Genomic DNA, 13,707 nt, shown 5'->3' on the forward strand with positions numbered 1-13,707 from the left:
GAGCGGTCGGCGCACTCGTGAGTAGGAGACTCATGTCTGCAGACGCGCCCCCAGAACGCCCCGAGAACACCCCCCGGACCGGGACGGATTCCAGGGTGTCCTTGCGTGCATGGACCCAGCAAATGGATGCCTATACCGGTCCGGACACGCTGCTGGAGTTCAATCGCGTGGACAACGTGTGCATCGACCTCGCGGAAGCCAATTCCTCGGGTCAGGCGCAATTGTTGATGGGCCGCCCCACCAGGCTGTCCACGATGATCCGTCATCAGGACCCCGCCTACGAACGCGCGGCGCGTTCGGCACGTGCCCTGCGCACCAAGATCCACGAACTCTCGGTCATGCACGGACTGGACGCGGCGTATTTGGCGGCCGGAACGGCGTCGTGGTTGACCAACCCCGCGGTGGACGGGCAGCGGCGTTTCATTGCGCCCGTGCTGTTGGCGCCGGTGACCGTGAAGCTGCGCCAGGACGGTAAGGACTTCGAGCTCCAGATTGTGGCACCGGCGCGGTTGAATCCCGCACTGGTGCGGAGGCTGCGCGAGGATTACGGCGTGGAGCTTGCCACCGGGGAGATGTCCCGGCTGGCCTACGGGACCCGTCGCCTGGATCCGGCACCCGTGTTGGAAACACTGAGGCAACTGGCCGCGCACGTTCCCGGCATGCACGTGGATCATCAGTTGCTCGTGTCCACCTTCGCGGACCTGCATGAACGCCCCGCGGACGAGAAGGTTGCCGCTCGTACCGCATTCGTGCGAGATCTTGCGCGCCTGAAGAACAGCGAGGTGGGCAAGCTCCCGGTGGTTGCCGCGCTCGAGAACCGTGCCGAGCCCTTGGACCACCGCGACCCCGCCCAGGAACTGGCGCTGGCCGATCTGGACGAAAGCCAGCAGGAGGTCGTGGACCTCGCCGAACAGGGCGAAAGCTTTGTGGTGGGCACGCCCGTGGGCACCCCCGCGATCGACACGGTGGTGGCCACCGTGGGTTCGCTCGTGTACCGCAACAAAAGTGTCCTGGTGCTGGGCGAATCCCGCACCACACTTGCCGCCTTCACTCGCTCCTGGAATCGTCTGGGCCTGGATTCTCTGGTCCTGCCGTTGGGGTCGCATCTAAGCGACGACGACGTCGCGGAGCGCCTCGTGCGCGCCATCGCCCGCAACGAAAGCGCTGAGGAGCCGGACCTCGACCAGCTTCACGACGCCCTCACGTTGACGCGCAATCAACTGCGCGGCCACGAGGAATCCCTGCACGCGGTGCGTCCGCGCTGGCAGGCCTCGCCCTATCAGGCCATGCAGGCCCTGGCGGAGCTGACCGCACGCGACCCCGGCCCGCAGACGCCCGTGCGCTTCCGCCGCTCGGTGCTCGACGCCGTGTCCCACCGCTCCGAGGTGGAGAAGCAGTTGGAGCGCGCCGCCCGACTGGGTGCCTTTGACGCCGAGACCCTGGCGGGTCCATGGAATGGCGCCCGGCTCGTCAACGACGACGAGGCCCATGAGGCCCATCAGCTGGCCAAATCGCTGTTGCTCGAGTTGACCACCCTGAAGACCGGGGTCCGCAGTGTGCTGGGCGTCTCCGGGCTGCGACCGGCCGCCACCATCCAGGAGTGGGCCCAACAGCTGTCCCTGGTGATCGAGGTGGGCGATTCACTCAAGCATTTCACCCCGGACATTTACGACCGTCCCGTGACCGACCTGATTGCCGCGACCGCTTCCGCGGGGTGGCGCCGGGATCACAGGATCGAAATGACCGGCCTGCAGCGCTCGCGGCTGCGAAAGGCCGCCAAGGAGTACATGCGCCCGGGCGTGCACATCTCGGACCTGCACGCCGCGCTGGTCAAGGTGCAGTCCGAACGGGACCGCTGGCGCACCTGGGCCACCTCCCTGGAGCAACCGGCGGTGTCCGAGCGGGCACGCGAGGTCCGTGACATCCAACGTCGGTTCACCGAAGACCTCGAAGGTCTCTCGATTGCCCTGGAGGGCTCGGCCACCGCGGCCACACTGGAATCCGCGGACGTGGAGCAGCTGGAAACCACGCTGGACGAACTCATCAATGACGAGGCTCACCTGGCCACCCTGCCGGAGCGGACCATGCTCCTGGACGACCTGCGTTCGCGCGGGCTGGGTGAGTTTTTGCAGGACATGCAGGACCGGCGAGTTCCCGCCCACGAGGTGTGTGGTGAGTTGGAGCTGGCCTGGTGGCAGTCCGTCCTCGAGGCAATGATCAGCGGCGATGACTTCGTGGCCATGCCCCACGGTCATGAACTGCGCCGCGCCGAGTCCACCTTTCGGCGAGCGGATTCCGCCCATGTTGCCTCTGCACCCGCCCGGTTGACCCACGAACTCGCAACCCGCTGGAAGCACAGCATCAGGCGCGGGCCCGTGGCCGCCCGCAATCTCCGAGACATGTTGCGTTCGGGTCGGATACGCCCGGCGCACTTGAGCGCGGCGGAAGAGCTCGTCAAACAGCTGGTCCCCGTGTGGACCGCCAGCCCGCTCGTGCTCTCGGCCACCCTGGCCGAGGATCAGCACATCGACACCGTGGTTATTCTGGATGCCGAGTCCACGCCGCTGGCGGCTACTCTGCCCGCCCTGGTGCGCGCGGATCAGGTGATCGCGTTCGGGGACCCGCACGCCGGTAATCCACACCCCTTCACCGTGGCGCCGCAGCAGAATTCCGGCGACGACCCGCAACCGGTGGCCGAACTGGAGTCCGCCTTCGAGGCTTTGAGCCGGGTGCTTGATCAGCGCGGTTTGACGTCGGTGCGCCGCGCCATGGACCCGCGCTTGTTCAACTACCTGAACTCCGCGTTCTACGACGGCGCGCTGTCTCGCCTCCCGCACGCGGCCGAGCTGGTCAGCCCGACCACGGGAATGTCCGCGGAGTACGTTGCGGACGGCGTGGGTGTGCTGACCGCCGGTACGGAAGGGGTGCAGGCGCCGTCGGCGGAGGTTGCGCGCACGGTGGATCTGGTTTTTGCCCACGCATTGCGCCACCCCGAGCGGTCCCTGGCCGTGGTGACGGCCAGCGCGATGCATGCGACGCGGGTGGCCCAGGCCGTGCAGCGGCGGCTGCGTGAGAACGGTGAGACGGCGGATTTCTTCGCGCCGGGCCGGGAATCGTTCCGCGTGGTCGAACTCCATCGCGCCGCGGGGATCGAACGAGACACCGTGATTTTTTCGCTGGGCTTCGGCCGGACCACCTCAGGGCGCTCCACTGCCAATCTGGGCGCGCTGTCCGAGAAGAACGGCCGGCAGGCTTTTGTTCGCGGTATGACCCGGGCGCGCAGGCATACGCATATCGTCACGTCCATCCACCCCAAGGACACCGAGGAACGCCGCCTGCAGTACGGTGCGCGAGACATGTACCGCATGCTTGAGCTGCTGTTCGGCGAGTCCACCGTTTCCGAGAAGGCCCAGGCGCCCGTCACGAACACCGGCGACGCCGCGGATGCCCTGGTCGCGGACCTCGCCCACCGGTTGAGCCGAGCCGGTGCCACGGTACATACGGGCTACGCGGACATCATTGATGTGGTGGCCTACGCTGACGCCGAGTCCCTGTCCGCCGGTGCCGTGGTGCAGCCGGCCCAGGGCAGCCAGCCTCCTCGTATTCCCGTGGCCATGGAATCCGACGGATCGGACCGCAGCCGAGAACTGAGTGTGCGGGAACGCTCCCGGCTGATCCCGCAGCAACTCGAACGGGCTGGCTGGAACTATGTGAGCCTGTGGTCCGTGGAGGTCTTCACGGACCCGCAGACCGTGGCTTCGCTGGTGCAGCGCTACCTGGGGCTGAACACCCGGGTGACGGCGAGAAACACTGAGAACAGCCATGAGTGACGAGTCAACGGCACATAACGCCATGTCTGAGCAGACCCCCGAAACGGGCAAGCGGCGCAGGGGCCAGCGACGAGCCACCGGTGGGCGTGTGCCGGACCCGAACCTGGCAGTCAATGATCCCGCGCTGTCCGCCGGACCGGGTGATCCGGATCGAGCAGAGTCCGGTGCTACGGAAGCACAGTCCGACCGCGACCACGAGCAATGGTTGAAGGAACAGCGGCCACCGCACTGGGGCTGAGAGCTCAACGCACCGGCCCGGCAGGTCATTGGGCAGACCCCGAACTAATCGGCGACCAGCACCAACGACGTCCGTCCGGAACCATCCAGGGCAGCCAGGCCGGATGCAATGTCTCGGGGCGCAGCCAGGACCACCAGGCCGAGATCGGTGTCGGTTCCGGAGACCGACAACGGTGACGAGTCCTGGCCGGCATCCGCGGGCGCGCTCCACAGCACGGTGACGGATTCGGCCACGGTCTTCAGCGTGTCGTGTTCGGCGCTGTCCGGCTGGTGAACCACGTCCACGCTGTCCCCGGGACGGATGTGCCGCAGCACGGCGGGATCACTGACACGGATACTGGCGGCCGTGGTGCCTTCCGCCTGACCCTTGAGCAGTCCGGGACCGAGCACGGCGGACTCGGTCAGGACTTGGCCGGGCGTCAGGGCCACGGTGGCCGGCTGACCCGTCACGAGCGCGGGATCCGTGAGAGCGCCGTCCGGAACCCAATCGGTTGGGACATCCCGAACGTTCAGATCCGAACTGGTCAATGCCTGCCCGGCCGGGATCGGATTCACGACGGTGAGCACGGGGGAAGTCTGTGCGCTCGGGGGAGCGAAGCGCAGGATCAGCAGGGTGAGCGCCACGGCACACAGTGCGGCGGCAACCAGTCGGTGGCGGCGGTTCACCGCCGTGCGAAAGCGCAGACTCAGCGGATAGCGGGCGCGGGCTCGTGGACTCATGCCCGAACAATACGAGCAATTCCAGATCGCCATTGTTGGCAGGCTGCACGCTGGGGACATCGTGGATCGGAGCACCCGAAGCGCGGGGTCTGTGGAGGGAGAAATAACAGTACTGAAGGCATGACACGTCTAGCCCAAGCGTGACGTTTCGTCCTGGAGTGGCATGCAAATGACATGTCGAGGTGTTTCTAGTGACGCGGCACCTTGGAACGTTTGCTGCTCTTGGCTTCGGGTCTGGCCATCGCCTGGAACGGGTGGCTTTCACCGCATCTGGGTAGTGGCTCCGATGAAGGTGCCGCACTCATGGCAGCCTTTCTTGGGCCCCTGTGGCTGGTCGGACTCCCGCTTTTTGTGGTCGGCGGGGCGCTCTGGTGGTTCTCGAAAGAACGCGCCTTTCCGCGGTAGTAGGCACCTTGTCATTTGGCTGAAGGGGAAGCTGAGGACACGGCTTTCTCAGTCGAACCGGATGAGGATGACTCCGCAGGGACCGAGCTGGATGCTGACGACTCCGATCCGGACGTAGCGGAGGACTTGGCGTCCGAACGAGAATCGTTGCGGTAGAAACCGGAGCCCTTGAACACCACGCCCACGGTGTTGAACTTCTTACGCAGCTGACCGCCACATTCGGGGCACTCGGTCAGGGCGTCATCCGAGAAGGACTGACGGATGTCGAAGGCATGGCCGCAATCTTTGCAGCCGTAGGCGTAAACGGGCACGGAATTCCTCACTACGGGTTGGCACTGGTGTGGACCGAGTGCCAATTCTACTCCGCCCGGGTCGGGGCGGGGGTGTGATCTTCGATGCCCCCAAGGGCTACTATGCCGCGTTCGGTCAGTGCCTGGGTCATCACGGCGTCGTGGGACTCGTGCGGGATGCTGCCCGGATCCAGGATCTCGTCGTGGAACACGCACGCGAGCATTTCCGGTAATGGCTGCGCGGCTGCGAGACGTTCCAAGAAGCGGTCGTAGTAGCCGCCCCCGAAACCCAGCCGAACGCCGTCGGCGCCCACCGCAACGGCCGGGATGACCATGAGGTGGATCGTCTCGAAAACCTCGATGTCGTGCCGTGGCCCCACCGGTTCACGCAAGCCGGGCAACGAACCTGCCGCGAGGGCGATGCCCGGCCGCCATTGGCACCACAGCATCGCGCGGTCGGACTTCACCACAGGAACCCAGACCCGGTGGCCGCCACGGTGGGCCGCCTCGAGGGCGGCCAGCAGCGGGGGTTCGGTATCCAGGGGAAGGAAGGCGGCAAGGTCCCCGGTGGACGTTACGGCCAACTTCCGCATCAGGTGTTCGGCCAACGCGTGCGACGCCGCCTCGCGCACCTCGCGTGAACGACGACGCCGCTCGGCCAGGATGCGCTGGCGCAGGTCAGTTTTCATGGCCCCGTTCAAGTCTCCGGAGCCCATCACAACCCCCTCCGTGGTCGGTTCGAGCAGTAGTCCGTGGCGGGGAACAGGTGGGAGCCGGTTGTCCCCTTATGAAGCCACGATGACAAAGCCTGCATATTTCGCCTCAATCAGTTGCTCGGAAGAATCGTCCGTTAACCTGAGTCTATGAGCCCTAATCAAACCAAGCGCGCCCACAAAGCGGTCATTCCCGCGGCGGGTCTGGGAACCCGTTTCCTGCCCGCAACCAAGGCCATGCCCAAAGAAATGTTGCCGGTGGTAGACCGACCGGCCATTCAATACGTTGTGCAGGAAGCCGTGGATGCCGGCTTGGACGATGTCCTGATGATCACGGGACGTTCCAAGCGCGCCCTGGAGGATCACTTCGACCGCGTACCCGCGCTCGAGGCGTCCCTCAACGAATCCGGGAAGGACAAGCTGCTCAAAGAAGTAGAGCACGCCTCCGACCTCGGCGAAATCCACTATCTCCGCCAGCAGGACCCCAAGGGCCTGGGTCATGCGGTGCTGCGTGCCAAAACCCACGTGGGCGATGACCCCTTCGCCGTGCTGCTCGGTGACGATCTCATTGACGAGAGCGAAGATCTGCTGGAGCGCATGATTGACGTCCAGCAAGCCACCGGCGGGTCCGTCGTGGCCCTCATGGAGGTGCCGAAGGATCAGATCAGCGCCTACGGATGCGCGGACATCACCGCGGTGGACGGTGAAGAGTACGTCCAGGTCAACGGCCTGGTGGAAAAGCCCTCCCCGGAGGAGGCTCCGTCCAACCTGGCCATCATCGGCCGCTACGTACTGCATCCCGAGATCTTCGAGATCCTGGAGAACACCGCCCCGGGTCGCGGCGGTGAAATCCAACTGACCGACGCCATGCAGACGATCTCCGACGAGGGCGATCAGGCGCACGGCATGTACGGCGTGGTCTTCAAGGGCCGCCGCTTTGATACCGGCGACAAATTGTCCTACCTCAAGGCCAACATCGTGCTGGCGTGTGAGCGCAGCGATCTGGGCCCGGACCTGCGCGAATGGGTCAAAGAATTCGCCAAGGATCTGCAGGACTGACATCCGAGCAACCGTGAGCACTGACGTGGTGTGGCCGGTAAGCGTGCAATGGGCGCAGCTCACGCTGCGCCCATTGTCCATGCGTGACCGCGCTGAATGGGACTCCGTCCGCTATCGGAACCGCGAGTGGTTGGAACCATGGGAAGCCAGCAACCCGTTGCCGGGGGGAGATCCACCCACCTACCGTCAGTTCGTGCGGCTCATGCGCGCCCAGGCGAAACAGGGCACGTGCCTGCCCTGGTTGATCACGGAGCTGAACCCGGACACGTGCCGTCACGAGTTGGTGGGGCAGCTGAGCGTTTCCAGCATCATCGGGGGGTCATTCCGGTCCGCGAGTCTGGGGTACTGGGTGGACGCTGCCCAGGCGGGCCGGGGGATAGCGCCCATGGCGGTTGCGATGGCCACGGATTATTGCTTCCAGCATTTGAGTCTGCACCGGATGGAAATCAATATTCGGCCGGAGAATGTCAAATCATTGCGGGTTGTGGAGAAACTCGGATTTCGGGACGAAGGATTGCGCAAAGACTTCCTGCACATTTCCGGGCACTGGCGTGATCACCGCAGCTTTGCGTTGACGTCACCCGAAGTTCCCCGCGGGCTGGTGCACCGCTTCACCGGCTCCGATGAACCCATGAGCGTGCGCACGGGCCGAACCCGACGGGCCCGGCAAGGGTATCCTGAAGAAAGCACCGCTTCATAAGGCAGCGAAAGACATCGCCGTCAGCAACACGGTGCTGCGTGGCACAGAATTCGTGCCGTGCTCCTTTATGGTGGGGGTCGTGGGATTGACATGGGTAAGTAGCTCGGCCGTTCTGGCCATCGTGTGCGTATTGTGCGCGGTATGGCTGGCACCTCGAATCCTGCGTCGTGAAGACACCCCCGTGCTGGCTCAAGTGGACGCGCGCGACCTTCGGTTCGATGCGCCCCGCCATGGCCCCCAGCGCACTGCAGTGAGTCTTGCACCCAAGACGTCAACCTACGAACGGGAGAGCACCATGGAGACGCCGGTAACGGAACCGTCCACCGCGGCAGCCGCGCACCGCCCCATGGCCGGCATGCGCATCCGGTGGGACCGGACCTTGATCTTTCTGGCCGGCGCCATGCTGTTGTTCACCGCATTGATCACCGGCGTCATGGCACCCTTCACCGCCGTGACCTGGGCCGTACCCACCGTTCTCACGCTGTTGGGTGTCGGCTGCGTGGCGGGTCTGCGATATCTCGCCGTCGAAGAGCAGAACGTGCGCCGCGCCCGCGGCTCCGTGAGCGCGCCGGTGGAGCAGCCCGAGCAGAAGCTTTTCGACAATGAGGACGAGAACCGCCAGGACGAGCAGGTCCGCGAACGCCGCGCCAAGGCCGCACTCGATCTGCCCGAATCCGTGGAACAGCCGCAGTACGAGGCGGTCGATAAGGCCCACGAGCCCGCCTATACGGTGGACGAGCTGCGCGCCGAAGCGCTCAAGGTCGCCCGTTCCACCGCCCCCACGTTCGAGGGCAAGACCACCTGGAAGCCGGTTCCGGTTCCCAAGCCGCTGTACACGCAGGCCCCGATAGTTCCCCCGCGCGAACCCGAACCCCTGCAGGTGCCGCAGCGACCGGCCGCCAAGTCCAGCACTCTGAGGGACGCGGCCGAGGCCGGTTCACGGGAATCCACCGCACTCAACTTGGACGATGTCCTGAAACGTCGCCGGGCGTAGCGCGTAGCACCGCAAATTTCTGAGAAGAGTATCTAGACACCGCGCCGCGGCCGTTCCCATGAGGGCAGGTCGCGGCGCGTTTCATATCTAGGGAGTGTCATGGCACAGCACCAATGGGAGATCGAACGCAAGTACGACCTGTCACCCGAACAGGCTGCCAAGCTCAAGCCGCACAAGATCAAGGGTTTCACGGTGGGGGAGCCCGCGATCCATGACATGACCGCGGCGTACTACGACACCGAGGACTACGCGCTCAGCGCGGCCAATGTGGCCGTGCGGTGTCGTGCGGGTGGCGGCGACGACGGCTGGCACGTGAAGTACAAGGCCGGCAAGGTCCGCGGGGAGTTGCATTACGAGCCCCTCAAGAGCTCCGACCGGATGCCCGCGGTGCTGCGTAGGACGCTCGTCGGGATCACGCTGGGCGAGCGTCTGAGCCCCGTGGCGACCATCAACACCCAACGCACCGAGTATCCGATCAGCACCGAGGACGGTCAACAGCACGCTGTGCTGTGCGTGGATTTCGTCCGCGCCCGGGATGAGCGCTCCGGGGTCGATCGGGAATGGAGCGAGTGTGAGACCGAGTTGAGCTCCCACACGCTGAGCAAGAAGGAGTCCAAGGCGGTGTTCACCGCCGTGGAGGACGTGTTGTTCAAAGCGGGAGCGGTTCATTCGTCGTCGCCGGCCAAGATCGCCCGGGCCCTGGGCCAGGACACGGTGTCGGCCGAGCCACAGCGAGCTAAAGATTCGGGCAGGGACTCACCGGCTACCGGCCAGGATGTCCTGAACGCCATGTGCGAATCCCTGACGCGCCAGCTACAGCATTGGGATTTCGCCGTGCGTATCGGTTCGGAGGATTCCGTGCATCAAATGCGCGTGCGCAGTCGGGCCCTGCGCAGCGTCTTGCACGCCTCCCGGGACTACATCCCGAAGCAGGTGGGAGGCGATCTCGAGAATCGTCTGAAGATCTTGGCGCGTGCGCTCAGTGATGCCCGCGACGAAGAGGTCGCGGCCGAACAACTGCATGAGCGCCTTGACGGCGAATTCCAGGGCCAGATCACGGCCTCCGCCCGGCAGGACCTGTTTGCCGCATCGGAGACGAGCATTGCCGACGCCGCTCGCGTCGTTCGTCGCATGCTGGAGAGTCCCGAGCACCTTCAGTTGCTGACGGACCTGCGGGCCCTGTCCCGGGACAGCTCATTCGGGGAGCAGGCGGCGCATCTGTCGGCCAAGAAGTTCGCCAAGGCCGTGATGAGCACCGCCTTGACCGACGTGATTCACCAGGCCACGGCCGAGCCGACCGTCGACTCGCAGACCGGCAGAGCAGAGGTCAGCGAGCTGGGTGCCGAACTCAGCGAACGGTTGGCCCTGGCCAATGAGGACTCCGTGGATCTGGCGGTCTACTTCGATCACCTACACGACGCCCGCAAGGCCATTAAATCCGTGCGCTACGTCAGCGATGCCCTGGACCGGGCGGATGTCGAGCCGGGCAAGAAACGGTCCAAAGCGGCGTCGTACGCGAAGGACTACCAGGACGAACTCGGTTCCCTCACGGATTGCGCGGTCATGGAACACTGGTTGGCCCGCGTGGCTCGCAACTTCCAGCGCACCGGGAAGGATCGCTATGCGGTGGGACTGCTGCACGGCATCGAGATGGCCTCGTTGCGGGCCCGCCTGGCTGATGCTCCCGAATTGATCAGTGATCTGGTGACGGACATTCGACGGGAACTGCCGAGCGAGAATTGACGGCCCAAGCGCGCTAGAACGCCCGAATGATGCCGGTGCCCCGGCCCTGAGGTGCCCCGACCCTGACGTGGTCCGCAAAAGGATCGACGGTACGACCCTGAAAACGCTAGGTTCCGGTCGTACCGTCGATCCCTTGACGGTCATGCACAGTGCAGGTCAGTTGTCGCTGATGAGCTGGATGAGATTGCCGCACGTGTCATCCAGGACCGCGATGCTCACCGGACCGGCGGAGGTGGGTTCCACGGTGAATTGCACACCCTTCTCGACCAACTCGTCGTGGGCCTCGTGCACGTTGTCCACCTGGAACTGGGTGTAGGGCACGCCTGCGGATTTCAGGGTCGATTTGAATTCGGCTGCACCGGGGCCGGCGTCCGGTTCGAGGAGGAGCTCCACGCCCTCGGGGTCGCCGGGTGCGGTGAGGGTGAGCCAACGGGCCCCGCCGGCGGGGACATCGTGCTTGAGTTCGAAGCCGAGCACGTCGGTGTAGAACTCGAGGGCCTTGTCCTGGTCGTCCACCAGGACACTGGTGATGGTGATTCGGATGCGCACGGTGAACTCCTCGTCAAGGGCGGGATGAGACGGCGTAATGGTCCGACCTCTCCTCCAGGGTAGCGGGCGAGGGATCGGAGACGGCCGGATCCGTACCGTGAAGTGCGGGGTCCGCGCCGATTGACTCACCGGGCTCATCGGAGTCCGAGGCGACCACGTCACGGTCGATCTTGGTGGCCAAGGGCTTCTCGACCACGAAGAACAGCAGTACCAGGGCGATGAGCGTGAGAGGCGCCATGAACAAGAAGATGGGCAGCAGCGCATCATTGTAGGAGTCGATCACGGGCAAACGTAGGGCATCCGGCAGGCCCTGCACTGCGCCAGGTGTCAAAGAGTTGGCGCTGATCGGCGCGTTCGCGGCGGCCGGCGGCATACGCTCGGCCAGCAGATCATGCAGTCGCGTCACGAACACAGAACCCACCACGGCCGAACCGACCGTGGCGCCCACCTGGCGGAAGAAGTTGCTGGACGCCGTTGCGGTACCGACCATGCGGTTGGGGAACGAGTTCTGCACGATGAGCACCAGGATCTGCATGCTCAGGCCGATGCCCGCACCGAATACGGCGATGAACAAGCACAATTTCCACATGGGATCGGACGCGGTCATCGTGGACATCAGCCACAACCCCAGCCCGGTGATCACCATGCCGATCAAGGGGAAGAATTTGTATCTGCCCGTCTTGGACACGATTTGCCCGGACACGATGGAGGTGACCAGAAGGCTGCCCATCATGGGAGTCATCAACAGCCCGGCAGTGGTTGCGTCCACACCCTTGGCCATTTGAATGTAGGTGGGCATGTACCCCAGGGCACCGAACATGACAATGCCCACCATCAAGCCGGCCACCGTGGTCAACGTGAAGTTCCGGTCCGAGAACAACGACAGGGGAATCACGGGGTCCTTCACCTTCGACTCGGTCACGATAAACGCGATGACACCGACAATCGTGGTCAGGGCAAGGCCGATAATTTGCGGGGAAAGCCAGTCGTACTGTTGGCCACCCCACGTGCAGATCAGGATGAGCGTGGTGGTGGCCAACGCCAGAAGCACCATGCCCAGGTAGTCGATGTGAAGGGACTTGGCGCGTCCGGGGCGAGGAATCCTCAGGAACACGGAAACGGCGGTGAAAGCCAGGACGCCCAACGGAATGTTGATGATGAAGGCCCAGCGCCAACCGGGCCCTTCGGTCAACCAACCGCCCAGGAGCGGGCCGGCCACGGAAGACACCGCGAAGACCGCACCCATGACGCCCATGTACTTGCCGCGCTCGCGGGCCGGGACGACATCGGCAATGGCTGCCTGGGAGAGGATCATCAGCCCACCGCCGCCCAGTCCCTGAACCACGCGGGCCGCGATGAGCAGGCCCATGGTCTGGGCAGCGGCGCCGATCAACGAACCGACAATGAACAACACGACTGCGGCGAGCAGGATGGGTTTGCGTCCCAGGAGGTCGGAGATCCGCCCGTACACGGGCATCATGACGGTCGACGCGAGGATGTAGGCCGTGATGACCCAACTCATGTGATCCACCCCGCCCAGTTCACCCACCATGGTGGGCAACGCCGTGGAAAGAATTGTCTGCGAAAGGGCGGCCAGCAGCATGACCATCATCAGGGCGGCGAACAGCAGCACCAGTCGGGGCGTGGGTTCCGCCAAGTGTCTGCCCGACCGCCTGGTCGTTGCAGATGACGTGCTGTGGCTCATGAAATCTCCTTGAATGCGGATCTAAAGACGGACAGTGCCTGTTCCACGGCACGGTCCAGGACGTCCGGATCGCAATTGATGGTTAGGTCTTCGTTGTTTCGGTAGACGTACTTGAGGACCGACCCGGCCATCAGGACGTACGCCTGGGACGTCTCGCACGACCGGGTGCTGGCCGTCCCGCCGGGATGCTCCCCAATGGTGGTGGCCACCAAGGACTCGGCCGTCATGATGTGCAGGCCGATCTTTCGGGACAATTCGGGGTTGGCCGCGAGCAACTCCTTGCGTTCCTTGCCGGTGGCGCTGAAGCTCGAGGAATGCCGGAGGATCGCCAGGAAGAGTCGTACGGTACGCGAGAACTCATCGCCGTTGGCGGGGTCCCGGTAGCGCTCCACATCCTCTTGCGGCATGTGAACCGGCTTCAGGCCCAGCACCGCGTCTTCCTTGGAGGGGAAGTAGTTGAAGAAGGTCCGCCTGGAAACCCCCGCGCGTTCGGCAATGGCTTCGACCGTGGTGGCGCCGTATCCGCCGCGTTGGGTCAGTTCCCACGCCGCCTCGTGGATCTCGCGGAAGGTCCGGGCTCGATGCCGTTCGCGTAATGACATGTGATCTTCTGGCACCGGTGCAGACTATGCACTCGTGCAAGTTTGCACAAGTGCAAGTTGGTATCTGTGTTGTGGATGGGCCTTGACCCCGAATCGTGGACACGGTGTCGTTTCGGTTATGCCGCTTCCGTGAGCGTAGCGGAGGCGGCGGTTTCGTAGG

At 64.6% G+C, this 13,707-nt stretch carries 12 protein-coding genes; 6 read left to right on the plus strand and 6 right to left on the minus strand.

Going from position 1 to position 13,707, the window contains the following annotated elements; all coding sequences use genetic code 11:
- Positions 1-32 precede the first annotated feature (32 nt).
- Together ABEA06_RS07615 and ABEA06_RS07620 are read left to right on the plus strand one after the other, a co-directional pair.
- Positions 33-3,830 (plus strand): DUF4011 domain-containing protein, encoded by a 3,798-nt coding sequence (locus ABEA06_RS07615; protein WP_345311087.1) that lies wholly within the window; start codon positions 33-35, stop codon positions 3,828-3,830.
- Between the two features lie 22 nt (positions 3,831-3,852).
- Positions 3,853-4,068, plus strand: coding sequence for a hypothetical protein (locus ABEA06_RS07620; protein ID WP_345311088.1), 216 nt, complete (start codon positions 3,853-3,855; stop codon positions 4,066-4,068).
- 44 nt (positions 4,069-4,112) lie between these two features.
- Here ABEA06_RS07620 and cpaB read toward each other — a convergent pair whose 3' ends face one another.
- The 3 genes from cpaB to ABEA06_RS07635 form a co-directional block, all read right to left on the minus strand.
- Complete coding sequence (gene cpaB, locus ABEA06_RS07625; protein ID WP_345311089.1) at positions 4,113-4,787, minus strand: Flp pilus assembly protein CpaB; 675 nt, start codon at positions 4,785-4,787, stop codon at positions 4,113-4,115.
- Between the two features lie 416 nt (positions 4,788-5,203).
- Positions 5,204-5,503, minus strand: a complete 300-nt coding sequence (locus tag ABEA06_RS07630) for an FmdB family zinc ribbon protein (protein WP_303382263.1) — start codon at positions 5,501-5,503, stop codon at positions 5,204-5,206.
- A gap of 47 nt (positions 5,504-5,550) precedes the next feature.
- Positions 5,551-6,171, minus strand: a complete 621-nt coding sequence (locus tag ABEA06_RS07635) for a 5-formyltetrahydrofolate cyclo-ligase (RefSeq protein WP_312395275.1) — start codon at positions 6,169-6,171, stop codon at positions 5,551-5,553.
- Positions 6,172-6,345: 174 nt separating this feature from the next.
- Here ABEA06_RS07635 and galU point away from each other — a divergent pair, with 174 nt between their 5' ends.
- The 4 genes from galU to ABEA06_RS07655 all read left to right on the plus strand — a co-directional run bounded on the left by galU (position 6,346) and on the right by ABEA06_RS07655 (position 10,691).
- Entirely contained in the window at positions 6,346-7,254 is a 909-nt protein-coding gene (gene galU / locus ABEA06_RS07640; RefSeq protein ID WP_312395274.1) for a UTP--glucose-1-phosphate uridylyltransferase GalU, read from the plus strand.
- Positions 7,255-7,267: 13 nt separating this feature from the next.
- On the plus strand, positions 7,268-7,954 hold the full coding sequence (locus ABEA06_RS07645; protein WP_345311090.1) for a GNAT family N-acetyltransferase: 687 nt from the start codon (positions 7,268-7,270) through the stop codon (positions 7,952-7,954).
- A 79-nt stretch (positions 7,955-8,033) separates the two neighbouring features.
- A complete protein-coding gene (locus ABEA06_RS07650; protein WP_312395270.1) occupies positions 8,034-8,948 on the plus strand; it encodes a hypothetical protein in 915 nt (304 codons plus the stop codon).
- Between the two features lie 99 nt (positions 8,949-9,047).
- Positions 9,048-10,691, plus strand: a complete 1,644-nt coding sequence (locus tag ABEA06_RS07655; protein WP_345311091.1) for a CYTH and CHAD domain-containing protein — start codon at positions 9,048-9,050, stop codon at positions 10,689-10,691.
- A 156-nt stretch (positions 10,692-10,847) separates the two neighbouring features.
- Here the strand turns inward: ABEA06_RS07655 and ABEA06_RS07660 are convergent, their stop codons facing one another.
- The 3 genes from ABEA06_RS07660 to ABEA06_RS07670 are packed head-to-tail and all read right to left on the minus strand — an operon-like array spanning position 10,848 to position 13,547.
- Positions 10,848-11,240 (minus strand): VOC family protein, encoded by a 393-nt coding sequence (locus ABEA06_RS07660; protein ID WP_345311092.1) that lies wholly within the window; start codon positions 11,238-11,240, stop codon positions 10,848-10,850.
- Between the two features lie 13 nt (positions 11,241-11,253).
- Positions 11,254-12,945 carry an MDR family MFS transporter gene (locus ABEA06_RS07665; RefSeq protein ID WP_345311093.1) on the minus strand — a complete coding sequence of 564 codons (1,692 nt, stop codon included), beginning with the start codon at positions 12,943-12,945 and terminating at the stop codon, positions 11,254-11,256.
- Positions 12,942-13,547, minus strand: a complete 606-nt coding sequence (locus tag ABEA06_RS07670; protein WP_303381980.1) for a TetR/AcrR family transcriptional regulator — start codon at positions 13,545-13,547, stop codon at positions 12,942-12,944. Before ABEA06_RS07670 ends, ABEA06_RS07665 begins: the two co-directional genes overlap by 4 nt.
- Positions 13,548-13,707: the final 160 nt, after the last annotated feature.

This window comes from Kocuria gwangalliensis (genome assembly GCF_039544365.1).
Taxonomy (GTDB): domain Bacteria; phylum Actinomycetota; class Actinomycetes; order Actinomycetales; family Micrococcaceae; genus Kocuria; species Kocuria gwangalliensis.

Coding starts and splice junctions, on each gene's coding strand:
- ABEA06_RS07615 (WP_345311087.1), top strand. CDS start 33: ATGTCTGCAGACGCGCCCCCAGAACGCCCCGAGAACACCCCCCGGACC.
- ABEA06_RS07620 (WP_345311088.1), top strand. CDS start 3,853: ATGTCTGAGCAGACCCCCGAAACGGGCAAGCGGCGCAGGGGCCAGCGA.
- cpaB (WP_345311089.1), bottom strand. CDS start 4,787: ATGAGTCCACGAGCCCGCGCCCGCTATCCGCTGAGTCTGCGCTTTCGC.
- ABEA06_RS07635 (WP_312395275.1), bottom strand. CDS start 6,171: ATGAAAACTGACCTGCGCCAGCGCATCCTGGCCGAGCGGCGTCGTCGT.
- galU (WP_312395274.1), top strand. CDS start 6,346: ATGAGCCCTAATCAAACCAAGCGCGCCCACAAAGCGGTCATTCCCGCG.
- ABEA06_RS07655 (WP_345311091.1), top strand. CDS start 9,048: ATGGCACAGCACCAATGGGAGATCGAACGCAAGTACGACCTGTCACCC.
- ABEA06_RS07665 (WP_345311093.1), bottom strand. CDS start 12,945: ATGAGCCACAGCACGTCATCTGCAACGACCAGGCGGTCGGGCAGACAC.
- ABEA06_RS07670 (WP_303381980.1), bottom strand. CDS start 13,547: ATGTCATTACGCGAACGGCATCGAGCCCGGACCTTCCGCGAGATCCAC.